This window comes from Actinokineospora alba, from assembly GCF_004362515.1.
In the GTDB taxonomy this organism is placed as follows: Bacteria; Actinomycetota; Actinomycetes; order Mycobacteriales; family Pseudonocardiaceae; genus Actinokineospora; species Actinokineospora alba.
Map to the genome: position 1 here is coordinate 2579557 of NZ_SNXU01000001.1, position 21438 is coordinate 2600994.

The 21438-nt window shown below is 70.0% G+C and carries 21 protein-coding genes and 1 pseudogene; 14 read left to right on the top strand and 8 right to left on the bottom strand.

Going from position 1 to position 21438, the window contains the following annotated elements:
- Positions 1-69 precede the first annotated feature (69 nt).
- Positions 70-458 (top strand): annotated as a pseudogene (locus C8E96_RS12285) (type II toxin-antitoxin system death-on-curing family toxin).
- 153 nt (positions 459-611) lie between these two features.
- On the opposite strand, the gene C8E96_RS12290 reads toward C8E96_RS12285, so the two are convergent.
- Both C8E96_RS12290 and C8E96_RS12295 read right to left on the bottom strand, forming a co-directional pair.
- Positions 612-878 (bottom strand): hypothetical protein, encoded by a 267-nt coding sequence (locus tag C8E96_RS12290; RefSeq protein WP_091378484.1) that lies wholly within the window; start codon positions 876-878, stop codon positions 612-614.
- A 4-nt stretch (positions 879-882) separates the two neighbouring features.
- Entirely contained in the window at positions 883-1113 is a 231-nt protein-coding gene (locus tag C8E96_RS12295) for a hypothetical protein (protein ID WP_091378482.1), read from the bottom strand.
- Between the two features lie 194 nt (positions 1114-1307).
- On the opposite strand from C8E96_RS12295, the gene C8E96_RS12300 reads away from it, so the two are divergent.
- A complete protein-coding gene (locus C8E96_RS12300; RefSeq protein ID WP_091378478.1) occupies positions 1308-2465 on the top strand; it encodes an alkaline phosphatase PhoX in 1158 nt (385 codons plus the stop codon).
- Between the two features lie 39 nt (positions 2466-2504).
- Here the strand turns inward: C8E96_RS12300 and C8E96_RS12305 are convergent, their stop codons facing one another.
- Positions 2505-2801 carry a 4a-hydroxytetrahydrobiopterin dehydratase gene (locus C8E96_RS12305; protein WP_091379413.1) on the bottom strand — a complete coding sequence of 99 codons (297 nt, stop codon included), beginning with the start codon at positions 2799-2801 and terminating at the stop codon, positions 2505-2507.
- Positions 2802-2993: 192 nt separating this feature from the next.
- Between C8E96_RS12305 and C8E96_RS12310 the strand changes: the two genes are divergently transcribed.
- From C8E96_RS12310 to C8E96_RS12320, 3 genes are read left to right on the top strand one after another with little or no spacing between them, the layout of a single operon-like run.
- Positions 2994-4028 (top strand): thiamine ABC transporter substrate-binding protein, encoded by a 1035-nt coding sequence (locus C8E96_RS12310; protein ID WP_091378475.1) that lies wholly within the window; start codon positions 2994-2996, stop codon positions 4026-4028.
- A 35-nt stretch (positions 4029-4063) separates the two neighbouring features.
- Positions 4064-5623: an ABC transporter permease gene (locus tag C8E96_RS12315; RefSeq protein ID WP_091379409.1), complete on the top strand. Its 1560-nt coding sequence runs from the start codon at positions 4064-4066 to the stop codon at positions 5621-5623.
- The gene (locus C8E96_RS12320; protein ID WP_091378472.1) at positions 5623-6846 is read left to right on the top strand and encodes an ABC transporter ATP-binding protein; all 1224 of its coding nucleotides are present in this window, start codon (positions 5623-5625) and stop codon (positions 6844-6846) included. Before C8E96_RS12315 ends, C8E96_RS12320 begins: the two co-directional genes overlap by 1 nt.
- Here the strand turns inward: C8E96_RS12320 and C8E96_RS12325 are convergent.
- The 3 genes from C8E96_RS12325 to C8E96_RS12335 are packed head-to-tail and all read right to left on the bottom strand — an operon-like array spanning position 6830 to position 9794.
- Positions 6830-7699, bottom strand: a complete 870-nt coding sequence (locus tag C8E96_RS12325; RefSeq protein WP_228770027.1) for an ABC transporter permease subunit — start codon at positions 7697-7699, stop codon at positions 6830-6832. The genes C8E96_RS12320 and C8E96_RS12325 overlap by 17 nt on opposite strands.
- The gene (locus tag C8E96_RS12330; RefSeq protein WP_091378468.1) at positions 7696-8688 is read right to left on the bottom strand and encodes an ABC transporter ATP-binding protein; all 993 of its coding nucleotides are present in this window, start codon (positions 8686-8688) and stop codon (positions 7696-7698) included. The genes C8E96_RS12325 and C8E96_RS12330 overlap by 4 nt, the downstream gene beginning before the upstream one ends.
- Before the next feature lie 20 nt (positions 8689-8708).
- Complete coding sequence (locus C8E96_RS12335) at positions 8709-9794, bottom strand: LolA family protein (protein ID WP_091378466.1); 1086 nt, start codon at positions 9792-9794, stop codon at positions 8709-8711.
- A 142-nt stretch (positions 9795-9936) separates the two neighbouring features.
- Between C8E96_RS12335 and C8E96_RS12340 the strand changes: the two genes are divergently transcribed.
- From C8E96_RS12340 to C8E96_RS12360, 5 genes are all read left to right on the top strand, one after another.
- Entirely contained in the window at positions 9937-10653 is a 717-nt protein-coding gene (locus C8E96_RS12340) for a response regulator transcription factor (protein WP_091378463.1), read from the top strand.
- Positions 10650-11978, top strand: coding sequence for a sensor histidine kinase (locus C8E96_RS12345; RefSeq protein ID WP_091378459.1), 1329 nt, complete (start codon positions 10650-10652; stop codon positions 11976-11978). The genes C8E96_RS12340 and C8E96_RS12345 overlap by 4 nt, the downstream gene beginning before the upstream one ends.
- Complete coding sequence (locus C8E96_RS34475) at positions 11975-12619, top strand: (deoxy)nucleoside triphosphate pyrophosphohydrolase (protein WP_324187098.1); 645 nt, start codon at positions 11975-11977, stop codon at positions 12617-12619. Before C8E96_RS12345 ends, C8E96_RS34475 begins: the two co-directional genes overlap by 4 nt.
- Before the next feature lie 144 nt (positions 12620-12763).
- Positions 12764-13360, top strand: coding sequence for a DUF3558 family protein (locus tag C8E96_RS12355; RefSeq protein WP_166657960.1), 597 nt, complete (start codon positions 12764-12766; stop codon positions 13358-13360).
- Positions 13361-13451: 91 nt separating this feature from the next.
- Positions 13452-13727 (top strand): hypothetical protein, encoded by a 276-nt coding sequence (locus tag C8E96_RS12360; RefSeq protein WP_091378453.1) that lies wholly within the window; start codon positions 13452-13454, stop codon positions 13725-13727.
- Between the two features lie 53 nt (positions 13728-13780).
- Here C8E96_RS12360 and trpS read toward each other — a convergent pair whose 3' ends face one another.
- Positions 13781-14740 carry a tryptophan--tRNA ligase gene (gene trpS / locus C8E96_RS12365; protein ID WP_091378450.1) on the bottom strand — a complete coding sequence of 320 codons (960 nt, stop codon included), beginning with the start codon at positions 14738-14740 and terminating at the stop codon, positions 13781-13783.
- Between the two features lie 189 nt (positions 14741-14929).
- Between trpS and C8E96_RS12370 the strand changes: the two genes are divergently transcribed.
- Positions 14930-15235, top strand: coding sequence for a YciI family protein (locus tag C8E96_RS12370; RefSeq protein ID WP_091378447.1), 306 nt, complete (start codon positions 14930-14932; stop codon positions 15233-15235).
- A 4-nt stretch (positions 15236-15239) separates the two neighbouring features.
- Here C8E96_RS12370 and C8E96_RS33210 read toward each other — a convergent pair whose 3' ends face one another.
- A complete protein-coding gene (locus C8E96_RS33210) occupies positions 15240-15413 on the bottom strand; it encodes a hypothetical protein (RefSeq protein ID WP_166657961.1) in 174 nt (57 codons plus the stop codon).
- A 203-nt stretch (positions 15414-15616) separates the two neighbouring features.
- Between C8E96_RS33210 and typA the strand changes: the two genes are divergently transcribed.
- From typA to C8E96_RS12385, 3 genes are all read left to right on the top strand, one after another.
- Positions 15617-17536, top strand: coding sequence for a translational GTPase TypA (gene typA / locus C8E96_RS12375; RefSeq protein WP_091378444.1), 1920 nt, complete (start codon positions 15617-15619; stop codon positions 17534-17536).
- Positions 17537-17669: 133 nt separating this feature from the next.
- Complete coding sequence (locus C8E96_RS12380; RefSeq protein WP_228770026.1) at positions 17670-19346, top strand: ABC transporter family substrate-binding protein; 1677 nt, start codon at positions 17670-17672, stop codon at positions 19344-19346.
- Between the two features lie 248 nt (positions 19347-19594).
- On the top strand, positions 19595-21385 hold the full coding sequence (locus tag C8E96_RS12385; protein ID WP_324187097.1) for an ABC transporter family substrate-binding protein: 1791 nt from the start codon (positions 19595-19597) through the stop codon (positions 21383-21385).
- Positions 21386-21438: the final 53 nt, after the last annotated feature.

A 21438-nucleotide genomic window follows, 5' to 3' on the forward strand; every position in this document is an offset into this window, starting at 1 on the left:
CTGTCGCCGAGGTGTCCGTGCCGGCGGTAGCTTCCCGGCATACGCCTCGCTGCTGGACCGGCTGTCGAAATGACCGTCGACTACCTCACCGTCGAGGAACTGCTGTCGGTCGCGGCGGACCTGAACGCCGATCAGGTCCGCGACCTCGGCCTGCTGGAGTCCGCGGCCCATCGCCCGCGGACCGGGGTGATGGGGCAGACGCCTACGCGTCCGTGCACGAGAAGGCGGCCGTGCTCCTGCAATCAGTCGTGCGGAACCACGCGTTGATCGACGGAAACAAGCGTCTGTCCTGGATGGCGGCGTTCGTCTTCCTCGGGCTCAACGGCCTCGACCTCGACGCCCCGGAAGACGATGCCTACGACTTGGTGATCGCCGCGTCCACCGGCTCGGTCGACCACGCGGAGATCGCCGCGCACCTCGCCCGGTGGACTCATCCGATCGCCGTCTCACCGGCCTGACCCCGGATTCCGGGTGGTCAGCCACGCGCACGGGGCTATGGGTCGTACTCGCCGATGCGGTCTCCGGTGCCGAAGAACGCATCGGCTTCGTCCCGCATGCGGGTCGCGTGATGTGGAAGGTCTCCACCACCGTGACGACATGCGACGCACGGCTCAGCCCGAGCCGCCGAACTGTTCGTTGTACACCGACTCCATCAGGGCGTCGGTCGCGTCCTGTGCCGCCTGTTGTGCGGCCAAGGCTGCCTGTTGCGCCGCCAGCATCGCCGCCCGGATCTGCTGGAGTCTCGCGCGTGCCCGGGCTCGCGCCTGAACCGCGGGAAGTGTCGTGAGGGCTGCCACCAGCGTCTGCGGGTCCATGAACTCCGTGAGATGGGCCTGCAGTTCGGGCGGCAGATCGGACAGTCCGATCGGGTTGCTCATCTCGTCACCCTTCCTCGACGTACTGCGCCATCATCGACAGCACGTACTCGACGCGTGTGTTCACGGCTTCGGCTTCCTGGCGCAGCGCTTCGAGTTGTTCCTCGAAGAACGTCATGACGGCGTCGTAGTCGGTGTCGTCGGCGGGTTCGGTCAGTGATCCCAGGTCGTCCACGCCCCAGTGCTCGCGGAGCTGCTGCTGGACGTCCGGGTCGAGCTCTTCCAAGGAGGTGGTCATCCTCCGAGGGTCTGCTCCCGGTGTCCGGGACACGACGTACGAAGGGGCGGCCATCGGGGTCTTGGCGACGTTCGTCCTTCAGCCCTTAGCCCGCGGAGCACTCGATCGTTGACTCCACTTCACCCGATCCAGCTACTTTGCTCGACGCACGGAAACCGTGCCGACACGCACAGTGACACGATCGGAGACTGACCGTGGAACGTCGTAACTTCCTCCGCGCGGCCGTCGTCGGTGGCGCCGCCACCGTCTTCGGCGGCGCTGCCTGGGCGCCCGCCTTCGCCGCTCCCGCCCAGCCTGGGCCGAGCCCGTACGGCGCCCTGCAGGCGGCGGACGCGAACGGGATCATGCTGCCCTCCGGGTTCACCAGCCGGGTGGTCGCCCGTTCGGGGCAGAAGGTGACGGGCACCAACTACACCTGGCACCCCGCCCCGGACGGCGGGCACGTCTTCGCCGACGGCACCGGGTGGATCTATGTCTCCAACAGCGAGGTCTCCAGCACCGGCGGTGTCGGGGCGATCAAGTTCAACTCCAGCGGGTCGATCACCGGCGCCTACCGCACGCTTTCCAACACCAACGTCAACTGCGCGGGTGGTGCGACGCCGTGGAACACCTGGCTGTCCTGTGAGGAGGTGACCGCCGGTCGGGTCTACGAGACCGACCCGTGGGGTGTCAACGCCGCCACGGTCCGGCCCGCGATGGGTGTCTTCAAGCACGAGGCGTGCGCCGCGGACGCCGACCACGGGTACATCTACATGACCGAGGACGTCAGCGACGGCTGCTTCTACCGCTTCCGCCCGACCACCTGGGGCAACCTGTCCAGCGGCACGCTGGAGGTCATGAAGGGCACCAACTCGCAGACCAGCGGCGCGGTCACCTGGGGTGTCGTGTCCGACCCCGACGGCAGCCCGACCGCCACCCGCAACCAGGTGTCCGGCGCGAAGCGGTTCAACGGCGGCGAGGGCTGCGTCTACGCGAACGGCACCTGCTGGTTCACCACCAAGGGTGACAACCGCGTCTGGGCCTACGACGCCAACAACTCCACCATCTCCCTGGCCTACGACGACTCGCTGGTCGTCGGCACCGCGCCGCTGACCGGCGTCGACAACATCACCCGCGCCACCAGCGGCGAGCTGTTCGTCGCCGAGGACGGCGGCAACATGGAGATCTGCGTGATCACGCCGAGCGACATCGTGGCGCCGTTCCTGCGGGTCACCGGCCAGACCAGCTCCGAGATCACCGGACCGGCGTTCACCCCGAACGGGCAGCGCCTCTACTTCTCGTCGCAGCGCGGCACCACCGGGTCGAGCAGCGGCGGCATCACCTACGAGATCACCGGGCCGTTCAACACCTGAGCGTGACACCCGGTGCGGCGGCCACCCGCCGCACCGGGGTCAGTCCCGGATGGCGTCGATGATCCCGTCGATCTCCTCGGCGAGGCCGACGTCCAGGGCCGTGATCGCGTTCTCCGAGTGCGTGCTGCACCGGAACGTCAGCGTGGCCCAGCGGATGTCGATGTCCGGGTGGTGGTTGTTGTTCTCGGCGACCTCGGCGACCCGGTTCACCACCTGGATGGCCTGGGAGAACCCGTTCAGCTCGACCTCGCGCACGAGCGCGCCGTCGCGGAACGTCCAGTCCGGCAGCGTCTCGAGGGCGATTCCAAGTTCCTGCTCGCTCAATGGTTGGGGCATGACCCCCATAGTGGCCCGAACCCGGGGCGTACGCTCGTCACCGCCACGGGAGTCCCGGGCAGCGTGTCAGCCGCAAGCGCCGCCCAGGACTGAGAGGAGGGGCGTGCCCTCGACCGTCCACACCTGATCCGGGTCATGCCGGCGCAGGGAGGTTCTCGTGGCGTGCCCACGCCCCGAGGAGGAAACAGATCCATGCGCAGGCTCTTCACCCTGACCGCCGTCGCGTTGTCCGTGGCCATGACCGCGAGCTGCTCGCTGTTCGGCTCCGATGCCACCGACGGCAAGGTCGTCCTGGTCACCCATGACTCGTTCGAGTACGACCAGGCCGTGTTCGACAAGTTCAAAGCCGACACCGGCATCACCGTCGAGGTCCGCAAGAGCGGCGACGCCGGCGCGCTGACCAACCAGCTGGTGCTCACCAAGGCCAGCCCGCTGGGTGACGTGGCGTTCGGTGTGGACAACACCTTCGCCTCCCGTGCGCTCAACGAGGGCGTCTTCGCGGAGTACCGCAGCCCGGAGGCCGACAAGGGCCCGCAGCGCTACGCCGTCGACGACACCGGCAGGCTCACCGCGGTCGACTTCGGTGACGTGTGCGTCAACGTCGACCCGGCCGCGTTGGCCGCCGCGAACGTCCCCGCGCCGACCTCGCTGGAGGACTTGGCCGACCCGAAGTACAAGGACCTGCTGGTCGTCGAGGACCCGGCGACGTCCTCGCCTGGTCTGGCGTTCCTGCTGGCGACGGTCTCGCAGTACGGCCAGAAGGACTTCCAGGGCTACTGGGCGCGCCTCAAGGCCAACGGGGTCAAGGTCGTCAGCGGCTGGGAAGAGGCCTACACGCAGGAGTTCTCGGGCTCGTCGGGCAAGGGGAAGCGGCCGCTGGTCGTCTCCTACGCCTCGTCGCCGTCGGCCGAACTCGACGACAAGGGCAAGCCGCGCACGGCCGCGCTGCTCGACACCTGCTTCAAGCAGGTCGAGTACGCGGGTGTGCTGACCGGCGCGAAGAACACCGAGGGCGCCCGCAAGGTGCTGGATCTGCTGCTGTCGGCGGACTTCCAGAGCAAGGTGCCGGACAAGATGTACGTCTACCCGACCCGTGAGGGCGTGCAGCTGCCCGCCGCGTGGGCGGCGGCCCCGCCCGCGGAGAACGCGGCCACGCTGCCCGCGCCGGACATCGCGGCCAACCGGGAGCGGTGGATCGAACAGTGGCGCGCGGCCGTTCGCGGCTGAGACTGCCGGACGGCACCGGCCCGGCACTGCTCGGGCTGGTGCCGTTGGGCTTTCTGGCGGTCTTCTTCCTCTGGCCCGTGGCCGCGATCATCCAGCGCGGCCTCGGGTCCAGTGGGCTGGCCAGGGTTCTCGGCTCGTCGGACACGTGGGCGGTGGTGCTGTTCACCGTCGCCCAGGCGGCGGCGTCCACTGTGGTCGCGGTCATCGCCGCGATGCCGGTGGCGTTCCTGTTGGCCCGCTGCGCTTTGCCGGGCATCGCCGTCGTGCGGGCCGCGATCCTGGTGCCGTTCGTGTTGCCGACCGTGGTCGTCGGGCTGGCTTTCCGGTCACTGATGCCCGACGGCGGCGTGCTCTCGATCGTGCTGGCCAACGCCTTCTTCAACGTCGCCGTGGTAGCCCGGACCGTCGCAGGCCTCTGGTCACACCTTGACCGCCGGGCCGAGGACGCCGCCCGTGCGCTCGGGGCATCGCCGCTGAGGGCCTTCACCTCGGTGACCCTGCCCGCGCTGCGACCCGCGATCGGGTCCGCCGCGGCCATCGTGTTCCTGTTCTGTGCCACCAGTTTCGGTGTGGTGCTCCTGCTCGGCGGAGCCCGGTACCGCACGCTGGAGACGGAGATCTACCTGCGGACGGTCGACCTGCTCGACCTGTCCGGTGCGGCGGCCCTGTCGCTGATCCAGATCACCGCCGTCGTCTCGGTCCTGGTGCTCGCGGCTCTCGCGCGTCGCCGCCGGGAGACCGCGATGGCGCTGCGCGCCCGCACGGAAACCACTCGGCGCCCCCGCGGCGGCGAGTGGTGGGTGGCGGGCGCGGCCTACGCCGTGGTGGCGTCGCTGATGGTGCCGATCGTCGCGCTGGTCGTCCGCTCACTGTCCACATCAGACGGCTGGGGCCTGGAGGGCTACCGGGCGCTGTCCGGCACGGGCTTCCGCGGCTCGCTGCAGATCTCCGGCATCGACGCCGCGATGAACTCGCTGCGCGCGGCGACGGACGCGACGCTGCTGGCCCTGGTGCTGGGTGTGTCCGCGTCGGTGGTGTTGGTGTCGCTGGGGCGAAGCCGCGCCCATCCGGGTTTCGTCGACACGCTCGACACGGCCCTGATGTTGCCGCTCGGCGTATCCGCGGTGACCGTCGGCTTCGGCTACCTGATCACCCTGGACGCCCTCCCCGGCGACCTGCGGACATCGGCCGCGCTGGTGCCGCTGGCGCAGGCGATCGTGGTGACACCATTGGTGATCCGGATGATCCTGCCCGTCCTGCGCTCGGTCGACCCGCGCCTGCGTCAGGCGGCGGGCTCGCTTGGCGCGAGCCCGTGGCGGGTGTGGCGCGAGGTCGATATCCCGTTGGCGGGCCGGTCTTTGCTCGCCGCCGCCGCGTTCGGCTTCGTCGTGGCTCTGGGCGAATTCGGCGCGACGAGCTTCCTCGCGCGCCCGGATTCGGCGACGCTTCCGGTGGTGATCGGCCGGTTGATCTCGCGCCCGGGGGAGCTGAACAACCAGATGGCCTACGCGGCCTGCACGATGCTGATGGTGGTGACGGTCGCGGTGGTGCTGCTGGTGGAACGCCTGCGAGTCCGTTCGGTGGGGGAGTTCTGATGCTCAAGGTCGACCGGCTGGACGTGGCCTACGGTCCCATTCTCGCGGTGTCGGAGGTGGACTTGGAGATCGCCGACGGTGAGGTGGTGGCGCTGCTGGGGCCCTCCGGCTGCGGCAAATCCACCCTGCTGCGGGCGATCGCCGGCCTGGAACGCCCCACCAACGGCACGATCTCCTGGAATGGCAACGACCTCGCGGGAATCCCCATCCACCGCAGAGGCTTCGGCCTGGTCTTCCAGGACGGCCAACTCTTCCCCCACCGCGACGTCGCAGGCAACGTCTCTTTCGGACTTCGCATGCGCGCCACACAACAACCCCCACCCACCCTGGGGGGCGGCCCCGCAGCCAGTCTATCGGCGGGGGGTGTCGAAAAGGAGGGGCGGCGGGGTGGGCTGTGGATAACTGGCCGGCGCGGTGGATCCCTGTGGACAACTGCCGGAGGCGGCGAGTCCTTGGAGGCAGGTGTCGGAGGTGGCGAGTCCCCGGGGACAACTGCCCGGCGCGGGAAGTCAGGTGGCTCTGGCAGGGGCGATACTGAGCGGGTCGATGAGATGTTGGAGTTGGTGGGGCTCAGCGGTTACGGCGGCCGCCGCGTCACCGAGTTGTCCGGTGGTGAGCAGCAGCGGGTCGCGCTCGCCCGTGCGTTGGCTCCTCATCCCCGGCTGCTCCTGCTCGACGAGCCACTGTCCGCTTTGGACCGGGCGCTGCGCGAGCAGCTCGCCATCGACCTCGCGCGGCTCCTCCGGGAATCCGGCAGCACGGCGCTCGTCGTCACCCACGACCACGATGAGGCCTTCACCCTCGCCGACCGGGTCGCCGTCATGCGCGCGGGCCGGATCGTGCAGGTCGGCAAGCCCGACGAGGTGTGGCGCCGCCCCGTCGACGAGGCCACCGCGCGGTTCCTCGGCTGCGACCTCTTCCTCGACGCCACCGCCGAGAACGGCGTCCTGACCTGCGAGTTCGGCTCCGCCCCAGTCCCCTGGGCCCCCGACGGCCCGCTCACCGCAGGTCTAAGGCCCGCCGCCCTGAGAGTGGGGGACGGGCCGACCGTCGTCACCGTCACTGCCCGCGTCCACCGGCGCGACCACGTGCGGCTGGTCGTCGACACCGGCGGACGCCAGGTGGATGCCGTCGCCGGGATCGCGGACGCACCCGAGGTCGGCGCCCGGGTGCGGTTGGTCCTCGACCCCGACGGAGTCGCCGTGCTCAGCCGTCGCGGCTGAGCATCCGCGACAGTGCCAGCGAGTAGCCGATCACGATGTAGCAGGCCGCCCGCAGCACGCCCTCGGTCAGCGTCCCGGTCGGCAGCGGGTCGCGGATCACCTCGGGAATGCTCATCCAGCTGGTCGTCATCAGCACCGGGTCCAGCCAGTCCAGCGCCGGGATCGCGCTCAGCACCCCGGACAGGATGACCACGCCCAGCGCGACCACGACCACGATCAGCGGGTGCTCGGTCCACGCCGACACCGCCAGCGCGACCGCCGCCAGCGCCCACACCTGCACCGTCACCAGCAGCACCGTCAGCAGGATGCGCCCCAGGGCCTCGCCCAGCGGCAGCGTCGTGCCCGACATCGTCATCATCCCGTCGCCACCGAGCAGGATGACTCCGGCGATCGTCCCCGTGACCGCCATCAGCGTCACCACGAACAGCGTCACCGTGGCGACACCGAACGCCTTCACCGCCAGCAGCCGCGGCCTGCTCACCGGGGCCAGCAGCAGCGTGCGCATCGTGCCGCTCGCCGCCTCGCCCGCCAGCGCGTCGGCGGCGAGCATGGCGCCGGTCAGCGGCAGCAGCATGTTCAGGCCGATGATCAGCGCGAACACCGGCAGCAGCAGGCCGTTGCCGTCGACCAGCCCGGCTATGCCTTCCTCGACCGAGTTGCCGCTGTTCGCCCCCGCGTCGGTGGCGATCCAGATGCCGACGCCCGCGATCACCGGGACCAAGGCCAACAGGCCGATCAAGATCAGGGTGCGCGGTCTGCGCAGGACCATCCGCAGCTCCGACCGCAGCAGCCTGCCCAGTGGGGCGCGCCGCGCGTCGGGGCGCTGGATGTCGCCGAGCGTCATCGCGGTCATCGTGCTTCCTCCGGAATCGGCAGGGCCAAGTCGAACTCGGCGTCCTCGGCCGCGGCGCCGTCCTCGGTCAGGCGGGCGAACAAGTCCTCCAGGCCGGTGCGGTCGCGCCGGACCTCGTGCACCGGCACACCCGCGCGCACCAGCGTCTCCACGACGGCGGGCGCGGTGGTGGCCGTCAGGTCGGCGCGGACGCCGTCCGGCACGGCCCGAGCCGGAATCCTGTTGTCGCGCAACGCGTCCACGGCGAGCGTGATCTCCGGCGTGGTGACCAGCAGGCCCGCGTTGCCGGAGTCGAGCAGTTCCGCCAGCTCGCCCTGGGCGACGACAGTGCCCTGGTTGAGCACGGCGACGTGCGTGCAGGTCGCCTCGACCTCGGCCAGCAGGTGCGACGACACCAGCACCGTGGTGCCCGCGGCATGCAGATCGGCGATGACCGACCGGACCTCGCGGGTGCCCGCCGGGTCGAGCCCGTTGGTCGGCTCGTCGAGGATGACGAAGCGGCGGGGGACCAGCAGCGCGGCGGCCAGGCCGAGGCGCTGCTTCATCCCGAGCGAATACCCCTTGTAGCGCCGGTTCGCCGCACCGGTCAGCCCGACCCGCTCCAGCGATTCGCTGACAGCGGCGGGAATCCGGCTGCTGTGCAGGTGCGGTTCGGCCGCCGCCAGTCGCAGCAGGTTCTCCCGGCCGGAGAGGAACGAGTGGAAGCCGGGGCTCTCGACGAGCGCGCCGACCTCGGGCAGCGCGGCCGCCGCGCCGTCGGGCAGGCGGTGGCCGAGCAACTCGACCTCGCCCGCCGTCGGCATGACCAGACCGAGCAGCATCCGGATGGTGGTGGTCTTGCCAGATCCGTTGGGGCCGAGCATTCCCAACACCGCGCCCATCGGGACGTCGAGGTCGACGTGGTCCACCGCGACCGTGCCGCGGTAGATCTTGCGCAGACCCCGGGTCCGGGCGGCGAGCGGGATGGCCGCGGCGTCAGCCGCGACCATCCCAAGCCCGGTTACGCCGGTCACTTCGCCCCGAGGGCGTCGACCAGCACCTGCTGCGGCACGGCACCCAGCGCGGCGCGGCCGTCGGCCGTCACCAGCAGCGTGCCGACCTTGGAGCTGATGACGTACCCGGTGCCGAACGGTCCGGAGACCTCCTTGCCGAACTGCTTGAGCAGCTGCGCCGGGTCGTTGGCACCCGTGGCGCCTGCCTTGGCCTCACCGTTGAGCAGTCCCGCGGGCACCTTGCCGACCAGGACGGTGTCCCAGCCCTCGCCGACGGCCTTGCCGTCAATGCTGTCGAACAAGTTCTGGTGCTCCTTCATCTCAGCAGGCGACGGCTTGTGGTCGCCCGGCTTCGACTCGGTCACCTTCGCCCCCGCGGGCGGGGTGTAGGTGAACAGCGACGCGTCCTGCGCACCGGTTTCGAAGTCGGTGAAACCGATCCGCACGGCGGGCTCGGCCTGCCCGTTGGCCAGGACCTCCAGCCGCAGTGGGAGCCGGGTCTCGGAGTCGACCGCCACCCGGACCTCGCGCAGCAGCGTGCGCTCGGTCGGCTTCGGGGTGAGGACGAGCTGGTAGACCGGCCGGTCGGCGACACGCGCGGTGCCGTCGACGGTGATCGTGCTGTCCTTGCCCATCAGCCCGATGAACTCGCGAGCCGCGGTGGCCGGGTCGGCCAGCTTGTGCTCCGCCGACTTCTGCTCGGGCGCGCCGTCCACCATCTTCTGCACCGACCGGTCGGCCGAGTTCCAGATCCAGGTCGTGGTGCCGTCGTGCACGATGGTGCGCTCCGAGTCGCCCTCGCTGATCGACACCCGCGCGCGGCCCTCGCCGTCGGTGTAGACGTGCGCGGCCTCCCCACCCGTCCGCGCCTGCGGCAGACCCGGGATCGGGAGGCCGAGGTCGCTGGTGAACTCGACCGCCCCCGACATCGCCGGGATCTTCTCGGTCTTGATGACCGACTCGACCAGCGCCTCCGGGCTGATCTCCGGCAGCGCGGGCGGCTGTTCGCCCGCACCGGCGGGCGTGGCGAGCAGGATCAGCCCGACCACCCCCGTGGCCGTCCCCGCGGCCGCGACGGTCAGTGCCGTCCTCTTCCTGTCCATGCTGTTCTCCCCTGTTCGGGTTGTGTTCCCGCACCACAGAGACTGCACCGGGCGAGCTGAGATGGCGCTGAGAGCGCGTCCGTCGCTGAGAACCCGCTGAGAGTGGCCGCGCGATTCCACCGAAGACGGCCATGATGACAGGGTGAAACCTCGGGTTCTGGTGGTCGACGACGAGCTCGGCGTGCGCCGGGCGCTGCAGCGCGGGCTCACCGCCGAGGGCATGGACGTGGTGGTGGCCGCGGACGGGCCCAGCGCGCTGCGGATCGCGCTCACCGGCACGTTCGACGTGATCCTGCTCGACATCATGCTGCCGGGCCTGTCCGGCTACCGGGTGCTGGAGCGGCTGCGCGCCGAAGGTGTCGAGACCCCGGTGCTGCTGGTGTCGGCTAAGGACGGGGAGGTCGACCAGGCCGACGGCCTCGACCTCGGCGCCGACGGCTACCTGGTCAAGCCGTTCTCGTTCGTCGTGCTGGTCGCCCAGGTGCGCGCGGTTCTGCGGCGCACCGCCGAGGACGCGTCCGGCCGCAAGGTCCGCCTCGGCGACCTGGAGATCGACCGCGGCACCCGCGAGGTCCGCTTCCGCGGTGAGCCGGTGGCGCTGAGCCCCCGCGAATTCGCCGTCCTCGACGTGCTCGCGGGCCGGGCGGGCGCGGTCGTCACCAAGGACGACTTGCTGCGCGCGGTCTGGGGCGACGAGCAGGCCGCCACCCGCAACGCCGTCGAGGTCTACGTCGGCTACCTGCGCCGCAAACTCGACGCGGCGGGCGCCGACGGCATCGTGCGCACCGTGCGCGGTCACGGCTACCTGGCCTCCACCAGCGAGATCGACGACGTGCTCGACCAGGTCCGGCCCAGGTGAGAGACCCGCGCGGCCTCTGGCTCCGGCGGACGATCCGGTTCCGGGTCACCATCGTCACCACGGTCGTGACGCTGGCCGTGCTGCTCGGACTGGCCGCGGTGACCAGCAAGATGATCGGCCCGCTGCTGGTCGACTCGGCCGACGCGGAACTCTCGACGTCGCTGTCGGCGGCCTCCGCGCGGGTGGAGCGGGGTGAGCCCGTGGCGCCGTCGCCCCATCTGCAGGTCCGGGTGCTCGACACGGCGGGGACGCCCGTCGACGGCGGACCGCCGGTGAGTCTCGACCCGGCGGACGTGCGGGTCCTCAAAGCGGGCACTCCGGTGCTGCGCGGCAACGACGCCCCGCCCGCGCGCTGGCTCGGGACCGTGGTCACCGCGCCCGACGGCAGCCAGCGGCTGGTCGTCGCCGGGACCGGCATCGTCGGCTACGAAGCCGCCCACCACCGAGCCCTTCAGTGGCTGCTGATCGCCGCCCTCATCGTCGCCGCCGCCGTGGCCGCGACGACCTGGATCGCCGTGCGCACCTCACTTCGCCCCGTGGAACGCATGCGCAGCGCCGCGGGCAGGCTCGGCGCGGGCCGCAGGCTCCCCATTCCCGAGGCGCACGACGAACTGCGCTCACTCGCGGGCGCCCTCAACGCCCTCCTCGCCCGCCGCGACGAGGCCACCGACCGCCTCCGCCGCTTCACCGGCGACGCCGCGCACGAGCTGCGCTCCCCGGTGGCGTCCATCCGCGTGCAGGCCGAGGTCGCGGTCACCCACCCCGACCCGGACCTGTCCCAGGAGGTCCTCAGCGACGTCGTCCGCGAGGCGGAGCGGCTGTCGTCGCTGGTGGACGGGCTGCTGACGCTGGCCCGCTCGGACGCGGGGGAGGTCCCGCCCGCCGAGCCGGTCGACCTGGCGCTGGCCGCCGCCGACGCGGCCACCCGCTGCCGCGGCGACGGTCCCGCCGTCCAACTGCACGTTCCGCCGACTCCGTGCTGGGTGCTCGCCGCACCGTCTGAAGTGGACTTGGTGCTGGACAACCTGCTCCGCAACGCGCTGCGGCACGCCCGAGCGCAGGTGACGGTCACCGTTCTGGTCGCCAGCAAGGCGATCCGGCTGGTGGTGGACGATGACGGCCATGGCATACCGGAGGAACACCGGACCCGCGTGTTCGACCGCTTCTACCGAATCCAGGACGACCGGGCCCGCAGCAGCGGCGGCACCGGCCTGGGGCTGGCCCTGGTCGCGGAGGTCGTGCGGCGGCGGGGTGGCGCGGTGCGGGTGAGCGAGTCCCCCGAGGGCGGCGCCCGTTTCCAGGTCACCTGGCGGGTCGCCCGATGAGGGCGCTGTCAGCGGCGTTCGGCGCGGAGGGCGTGCTGGACCCGTCGCGCGCGGGGTTGGTCGGGGTGGGTGACGAGATCCGGGTCGGGTGGTCCCGGATGCGGATCGTGGAACTCGGTGTGGACGGCCTGCGCGCGGTCCGGGTGGGCGGGCTTCCCGCGCCACCGCTGGAAATCCCGTCCACTGGCGGCGCATGGCCCCGCGTCACCGCGCGCGTGCACGCGAAGGCGGCGGCTTTGCGGGGAGCGCGGGTCGTGGTCGGGGCCGCCATCGTGCGTGGTGGCCGATTGCTTGCGCAGCAACGGTCCTACCCGGCGGAGGCGGCAGGCTTGTGGGAACTGCCGGGCGGCCGCGTCGAGCCGGGCGAGTCCGATGTGGACGCTGTGCGGCGGGAATGCCTGGAGGAGCTGGGAGTCGACGTCACACCGACGGTGCCGGTGGGTCCGGACGTGGTTCTCCGGGACGACCTGATCCTGCGCGTCTACGGCGCGTCGCTCGACCGGGGGGAGCCGCATCCGCATGACCACCAGGCGGTGGCTTGGCTGACGGAGGGGACGTTGGACACCGTCACCTGGTTGCCCGCCGACCGCGTTCTTGTCCCTGCGCTGCGGACTTTCCTCCGCGCGGTGCAACCGAACTAGGTAGTTTTACTCCTTTCCGTATCCATGCGACTCCGCACAGTGTTCGCTTGCGTCATACTCGTGGACGGCTCGCGAACAAGGGGGATGACCGTGCCTGGGGACCAATGGCCGATGTCTAAACGCATGGGAGGACTGGCGGCCATCATGATCCTCGTGGGCCTGACGGCTTGCACGGAACAACGATCGCCGAGACCCGCCTCCACTTCCCAGTCCACTACAGCTGCCGGCCCGGTTCGGACAGCACCGGCGGTGGACGAACCGATCAGCCTTGGCGAGCTGTGGAAGTCGCCGTGTGGGCTGATCAAGGTCTTCAAGCTTGAGGACTACGGATTTGGCGACGAGGACGATGGAAGGCCCTATCCCGACGGAAGCGGTTCCGCCTGCGTCTGGACGGCTACGAAAGGCGCGGGTGCCGGCACCGCCACGCTGGTGATGGTCGCGTACCCCAACCACGACATCTTGGGTGAGACCTACCGAACCGCTCCCGCCGACGCGACCGCGTTCAAGCCCTCGACGTTGACATTGCCCCAACTCCCAGCGGCATATGTGGCCGACACCCCGACGTCCTGCTCCTATGTCGTGGGATTCTCGGCCACCCAGGGAATCAAGGTGACCTACACCGCGCCGGAAGCATTCGAAGAACAGGACATCAAGAAACGGTGCGCGATTCCGTACTCGGCCGCCGCGGGTGTCGTGAGCATGATCCGACCACCACGATCAGGGGTACCGACTACCAGATGACTACCGAATCGGATTCACACCGACCGCTGAATCGTCCGGTCCTGCCACGCTTCCATGTATCTGGTCGACATGCCGATGGGCGGATCCGCTGATGGGCAACCTGCTCAATCTGCTGCTGTACTTGCCGACGTCGCGGCGTGAGTGGGGGTGGTGGGTGGTCGTCCTTGGGGCGGTCTGCTCGATCCTGCCGGTGTTCGCCGGCCCCTTCGACGCAGCTCTGGTGTGCGTGGTCGCGTGCGTGCCCGGGACTCTGTTCGGAGTCGCCGGGCTGCTTGACCGTGAACACGGATTGTGGTGGGCCTTCACCGGAACGCTGGTCATCATCGGCGGCGCCACGGCGTTCGCATTGGTGCGGGCCGCCACCTGAGACAGGTAGGAGTGGGGCCCGCACGCGGAGGGCGTGCGGGCCCCTGGGGAACCTCAAGCGACCCCAGCCAGCCGCAGCGCGGAGGTCAACCGGTGGGCGCCGCGTTCGGCCGCCCGTTCCGCTCCGGCCTTGCGGATCCGGTCGAGTTCCTCCTGATCCGCCAACAGGTCCATCGCCCCCTTGCGGATCGGCCGCAACTCCTCGATCACCGCCTCCGCCACCGCCTCCTTGACCTCCCCGTACGACCCGAACGAGAAATCGCGCGGGGGAGTCCCGGTGCAGGCCGACAAGATCTCCAGCAGGTTCGCCAACCCCGGCTGGTCATCCGGCGAGTACGTCACCCGGTCCAGCCCGTCCGTCACCGCACGCCGGATCTTGCGGCGGATCAGGTCCGGTTCGTCCAGGATGAAGACGCTGCCCGCTGTGTCCTGTGTGGACTTCGACATCTTCCGGGTCGGGTCGGCCAGGTCCCGCACTCGGGCCGCGGTGGGCGGAGTGACCGCCGACGGCACGGTGAACAACTCCCCGTACGTCGAGTTGAAGCGGCGGGCCAGACTTCGGGCCAGTTCCACGTGCTGGGCCTGGTCGTCGCCGACCGGGACCTCCGAGGCGCCCTGCAGGAGGATGTCGGCGGCCATCAGGACCGGGTAGGTGAGCAGCCCGAGCCGGACCATCCCCTGTCCTTCCGACTTCTGTTTGAACTGGGTCATCCGCGCCGCCTCGCCGTAGGAGCAGGTGCACTCCAGGACCCAGCTCAGCGCCCCAAGTTCCCGCACGAGGTCGGACTGGACGAAGACCTGTTCCGGTGCGATCCCCGCCGCCACCAGCACCGCCAGCAGTTCGCGGGAGAGCACCCGCAGCCGCGCCGGGTTGTAGGACACCGTCATCGCGTGCAGGTCGCTGACGAAATAGAGGTCGCCCGGGCGGCCCTGGGTCGCCCAGCGGCTGATGGCGCCCAGGTGGTTGCCGATGTGGGCGTGGCCGGACGGGGTGATGGCGGACAAGCGGGTCATTCCGGGTCTCCTCGGTCAGTCGCCACCCGGACCGGAAACCAAAAGGCCGCCCGATCGGGCGGCCTGGTCGTTGCTCAACGCAGGGTCAGGGCCGCCGGTCGGCGGTCCACCACTCGGTCACGTTGAGAGTTCGCATCGATACCACGCTAGCGGCCAGCGGGGGCCCTGGCAAAGGTTTACCTTTAGGTCATGTACGTCGTATTGATCACTTACACAGCTCCGCTGCAAGAGATCGACTACGTGCTGCCGGACCACACCACGTGGGTCGGCAAGCAGTACGAGGCCGGCTACTTCCTGGCCTCGGGGCGTCGGGACCCGCGCACCGGCAAGGTGATCATCGTCAGGCCGATGAACCGGGACAAACTCAAGGCGTTGCTGGCCACCGACCCGTTCTCGCTGCGCGGCATGGCGCACTACGAGGTGATCGCGTTCGACGCGACGCGCACTTGTCGTGAGCTGGCGCCGTACAACGAGGCGATCATGGAGCCGATCTAGGGCGCTAAGCCGCCTTCTTCATCTCGGCCTTGACCCGCTTGAGGGCCAGGACCGGGCACTTCTTGCATGCCGACTTCGACCGGCAGCACTTCTTCTTGACCTTGCCCTTTTTCATCAGCTTCTTGACCCGGTCGGCAGGTGTAGCGCCTTTGCCCGCACCCATATCGCGACGCCCCATCGGTCGGCTGAACGTGCTGCTTAGGTTAGGTTAACCTGTCCAACTCGGCGCGTGGTGCTGCTCACACCAAAGGACCAGCTATCCTGGGGTAGCCATCAGCAGCCCTTTCGGCTGCGCGGCTGCCCCCTTCAGCGTTGACTGCGATTGCGGGCTGCCCTAAACGCCCGAGCCTAAACGCCCGAGAAGGAACCAGGAGCACGCGCGTGCCCACAGCGACCGCTAGCGCCGAGTTGGCCTCCGCCGACCTCCGCCGCAACGATCTCCGCAACATCGCGATCGTCGCGCACGTCGACCACGGAAAGACGACGCTGGTCGACGCCATGCTGCGTCAGTCCGGCGCCTTCGAGGCCCGGGCCGAACTCGTCGACCGCGTCATGGACTCCGGTGAGCTCGAACGCGAAAAGGGCATCACCATCCTGGCGAAGAACACCGCCGTGCGTCGCCAGACGCCGGACGGCCCCATCGTCATCAACGTCGTCGACACCCCCGGCCACGCCGACTTCGGCGGCGAGGTCGAGCGCGGCCTGGCCATGGTCGACGGTGTCGTCCTGCTGGTCGACGCCAGCGAGGGCCCGCTGCCCCAGACCCGCTTCGTGCTGCGCAAGGCGCTGGCCTCCGGCCTGCCCGTCGTGCTCGTGGTGAACAAGGTCGACCGGCCCGACGCCCGCATCGCCGAGGTCGTCGAGGAGACCCACGACCTGCTGCTCGACCTGGCCTCCGAGCTCGACGACCTGGACGAGTCCGTGCTGGACCTCCCCGTCGTCTACGCCTCCGCTCGCGCGGGCCGGGCGAGCCTGAACCAGCCGGAAGACGGCGGCCTGCCCGACAGCGAGAACCTCGACCCGCTGTTCGACCTGCTGATGGACAAGATCCCCGCGCCGAAGGCCGACATCGACTCGCCGCTGCGCGCGCTGGTGACCAACCTCGACGCGTCCAGCTTCCTCGGCCGCATCGCGCTGTGCCGCATCCACGCGGGCAAGATCCGCAAGGGCCAGACCGTGGCGTGGCTGCGTGAGGACGGTTCGGTCTCCAACGTCCGCATCACCGAGCTGCTGGTCACCGAGGCCCTCGACCGCGTCCCCGCCGAAGAGGCGAGCGCGGGCGAGCTGGTCGCCATCGCGGGCATCCCCGAGATCACCATCGGCGACACGCTGGCCGACATCGACAACCCGGTGGCGCTGCCCCGGCTGACCGTCGACGAGCCCGCCATCTCGATGACCATCGGCTGCAACACCTCCCCGCTGCAGGGACGCAGCGGCGGCAGCAAGCTCACCGCCCGCGTGCTCAAGGCCCGCCTCGACAGCGAACTGGTCGGCAACGTGTCCGTGCGCGTGCTCAACACCGAGCGCCCGGACACCTGGGAGGTGCAGGGCCGTGGCGAGCTGGCCCTGGCCATCCTGGTCGAGCAGATGCGCCGCGAGGGCTTCGAGCTGACCGTCGGCAAGCCCGAGGTCGTCACCCGCCAGATCGACGGCAAGCTCTGCGAGCCGTTCGAGCGCCTGACGGTCGACGCCCCCGAGGAGTACCTGGGCGCCATCACCCAGCTCCTGGCCAACCGCAAGGGCCGCCTGGAGCACATGGGCGGGCACGGCAGCGGCCGCATCAAGGTCGAGTACGTCGTCCCGTCGCGTGGCCTCATCGGCTTCCGCACCGACTTCCTGACCGAGACCCGCGGCACGGGCATCGCCAACGCCATCTTCGAGGGCTACGCCCCGTGGGCCGGTGAGATCCGCAGCCGCCACTCGGGCTCGTTGGTCGCCGACCGCCAGGGCCCGGTCACCGCGTACGCGATGCTCCAGCTCGCCGACCGCGGCACGTTCTTCGTCGAGCCGGGCGCCGACGTCTACGAGGGCATGGTCGTGGGCGAGAACCCGCGCGCCGAGGACCTCGACGTCAACGTCACCAAGGAGAAGAAGCTCACCAACATGCGCTCCTCCTCCGCCGACGTCATGGAGACGCTGGCCCGGCCGCGCAAGCTGAGCCTGGAAGAGGCGCTGGAGTTCTGCGCCAACGACGAGTGCGTCGAGGTCACCCCGGAGTTCGTCCGGGTCCGCAAGACCATCCTCGACGCCACCACCCGCGGCCGGACGCGCTCGCGCGAGAAGGCCCGCGACGCGAAGTAGTAGCCGATCTCACACAGGCGGCGTCGGGAACTCCCGGCGCCGCTTGTGCGTCTTCCGGTTGGCTGGGCCGAACCGGTGACTGATAGGCGACCATGGCACCATGGCCGACCAGCTCACTGTGGGAGGAGCAGGGGTGCGCAAGAGCAGGTGGGTGCTGGCCGCGTCGACGGCCGTCGTGTGCCTGACGTCCTGCACGAACGCCCCGCCGCCGCCCCTGGTGACCACCGAGGTGGCCCAGACGGCCCCCACGCGCCCGGTCAACCCCGGCGAGGCCGTGGTCGGGGTGGACAGCGTCGCGGGCGGGCTGAACCCGCACAAGCTGTCCGACCAGTCCATGGTCACCACCGCGCTGGCGCAGGCCATGCTGCCGTCGGTGTTCCGCACCGGCCCGGACGGCACGCCCCAGCTCGACCAGACGCTCATGCTGTCCGCGCAGGTCACCAACACCGAGCCGTACACCGTCACGTACCGGCTGCGGCCCGAGGCGTCGTGGTCTGACGCGGCGCCCATCGCCGCCGAGGACTTCGTCTACCTCTGGGAGCGGCTGCGGGACGAGCCCGGGGTCATCGACGGCATGGGCTACCGGCTGATCTCCAACATCTCCGCCCGCGAGGCGGGCCGGGTCGTCGAGGTGACCTTCGCCAAGCCCTACCCGGGCTGGCGCTCGCTGTTCTCCTCGCTGCTGCCCGCCCACCTGGTCAAGGACAGCCCGGGTGGCTGGGCGAACGTGCTGGCCGACAACTACCCGGTCACCGGCGGCCCGTTCTCGCTGCGCCTGCTCGACCGGGTGCGCGGCGAGGTCATCCTGGAGCGCAACGACCGCTATTGGGACCCGCCCGCCGCGCTCGACCGGATCGTGCTGCGCCGCGGCGACCTCAACGGCATCACGGGCGCTCTGCGCACCGCGCACAACCAGCTGGCCCTCACGGCCCTGGGCGCCCAGGGCGTCACGCAGGTGGCCGGGCTGGGCGCGAGCGTGACCCACAAGACGGTCCCGCGGCCGTCGGTGGCCACGGTGCTGCTGCGCCCGGTCAGCCCCGCCATGGCCGACGTGCGGGTCCGCTCCGCGATCGCCGCCATCATCGACCGTGGCGCGCTGGTCAAAGCGGGCACTGGCGGCGGCCCGCAGTCCGCGCTCACGGCCAACGCCCAGGTCCTCGCGCCCGGCGCCGCGGGCTATGCCGCGACCGGGCCCAACACCGGACCGGACCCCGCACTCGCCGAGCGCCTGCTCACCGAGGCCGGGTACCTCAAGACGGCGGGCACCTGGACGTCGACGAACGCGGTGCTCAACCTGGTCATCGCCGTGCCCGCGGACCGTCCGGCCTACGCCGCGATGGCCGCGGAGCTGCGCAAGCAGCTCACCGCCGCCGGTATCACCGTCAAGGTGGTCTCCCCGCCGGGCGCGGAGCTGTTCACCACGCTCCCGGCCGCGGCGACCGCCAAGGACCCGGTCGACCTGCTCATCGCCCCGCTGCCGGTCAGCCAGGACCCGGCGACCGCGCTCGCGACCCGCTTCGGCTGCGCGTCGACGTCGGACGACGCCCCCGGGCCGATCGCGGCGAACCCGGTCGGCTTCTGCGACCCGACCATCCAGGCCACCATCGACTCGGCCGTGACCGGCGAGGTGCCGCTCGCCAGCGCGCTCGCGGCCCTCGAACCCGTGCTGTGGAACCGAGCCCTGACTTTGCCGCTGTACCAAGAGGCCGACGATCTCATCGTCCGAACAGATATGACCGGCGTCACCGCGGGTCCGCCGCTGGCAGGCCCCTTCGCCGGGGCGGCCACCTGGCGGCGCGCGGCCAAGTAGGCGGAGGTGGATCCCACTGCGGGTCACCGCATTCCCGCTCTCAGTGAGTGATGATAACGGTCACCTACCGTGCTACCGGCTGGTTGTCACCCTTTGGTCACGATCGCCCGTCCACCGGTGACCGATGCCTTTCTCGTTCCTACCGTCGCCGGGAGTGCGCCGCCGAAGACACCGTCGGCGGCGAGTAGAAGGCTGTGCCCGCGTCAGACCGGCGCGGGGACGGCATCGGGGTAGGAGGGCAAGTGCCAGTGAAGAGGTCCACTCTGTCGGCGGCGGCCGCGGTGCTCGGGACGTCGCTCGTCCTGAGTGGCTGCGCCGGGCCTGGCGCCGAGGACGGTGGCGGCACCGGACCGACCGGCGACATCGCGGCCATGGCCATCGCCAAGGGCGAGTCGGGTGCCAACTACACCTCTCCCGAAGTGCCGGTGACGGACGCGAGCTACATCGTCTCGACCGACAACCCGTTCACCGCGTACAACAACGTCACGGCGGACGCCAACAACTCCTACAACACCTTCGCGCTCACCAAGGTGCTCTCCGGCGCCCACCTGCTCGACGGCAACAACAAGGTCCTTTTGAACAAGGACGTGATGGAATCCGTCGACGTCATCAGTAAGACGCCCCAGGTCGTGTCGTGGAAGATCAAAGAAGGCGTGACCTGGTCCGACGGCGAGCCGTGGGACTGCGACGACTTCCACCTGGCCTGGCTCAGCCAGACCGGCAAGATCAAGAACTCCCAGGGCAAGGACATCTTCACCGCCGCGGGCACCAGTGGCTATGAGCTGATCGGGAAGCTGCAGTGCCCGACCCCGCTCGAGGTGGTCGCCACCTTCGAGGACACCTACCCCGACTACAAGAGCCTCTTCGGCATGTCGACCGACCTGCTCCCGGCGCACATCCTGGAACAGGGCACCGGCGTCGCCGACATCACCAAGGTGTCCCTGACCAGCGACAAGGCCACGCTCAACAAGGTCGCCGAGTTCTGGAAGACGAAGTGGAACGGCTACGACGCGGCACTCATGCCGTCCTCGGGGCCGTACAAGATCACCGCCTTCGAGCAGAACAACTCCGTCACCCTGGAGCGCAACGAGCGTTGGCAGGGCATGCCCGGGGGACCGGCCAAGCTGGTGCTGCGCGGCATCTCCGACCAGGTCGCCCAGGCCCAGGCGCTGGAGAACGGCGAGGTCGACGTCAACTCGATGGCCCAGCCCGACGCGAACGCCGCCGAGCGGCTGCGCGGCCTGCGCTCCCAAGGCGTGCGGTTCGGCGCGGCCAACGGCCTCGGCTTCGAGCACCTCGACCTCAACTTCAAGAACAAGTGGCTCAGCGACCAGGCCGTGCGCAAGGCGTTCATGCAGTGCGTCAACCGCGAGGAGCTCACCCAGAAGCTCATCCGGCCGGTCCTGGAGACCGCCAAGCCGCTGGGCAGCCTCGCGTTCTTCCAGGGCGAGGACGGCTACACCGACAACTACGCCGCCTACCAGGGCGACGCCGCCGCGGCGAAGGCGACGCTCGAGGCGGCCGGATACACCTTCGGCGCCGACGGATTCGCCACCAAGGGCGGCGAGAAGGTGTCGCTCAAGATCAGCCACACCGACATCCCGCGACGCAAGCAGACCGTGCAGCTGATCATGTCCCAGTGCAAGCCGGCGGGCCTGGAGATCATCGACAACACCGACCCGAACTTCCTCGACACCCGGGTCAGCCAGGGCGACTACGACATCGCCCTGTTCGCCTGGTCCGCGGCCCCGTTCAAGTCGGTGCAGAAGTCGATCTACTCCACCGGCGGCGGCCAGAACTGGTCCGGCTACGCCAACCCGAAGGTCGACGCCGCCTACATCAGGGCGAGCAGCGAACTCGACGAGGACGCCGCCCGCCGCGCCTACGCCGAGGCCGACAAGCTGATGGCGGAGGACAACTACTCTCTGCCGCTCTACCAGCTGCCGAACATGTGGGCGTGGAAGGGAATCGACAAGGTCTACTTCCAGTCGTACAACGGCGCTCTGTGGAACGCCAACGAGTGGATCAAGACCTCGTAAGCCGATCAGCCGCCCGACGCGGCTCGCACCACCGGAGGGGCCGAACCGCGGTC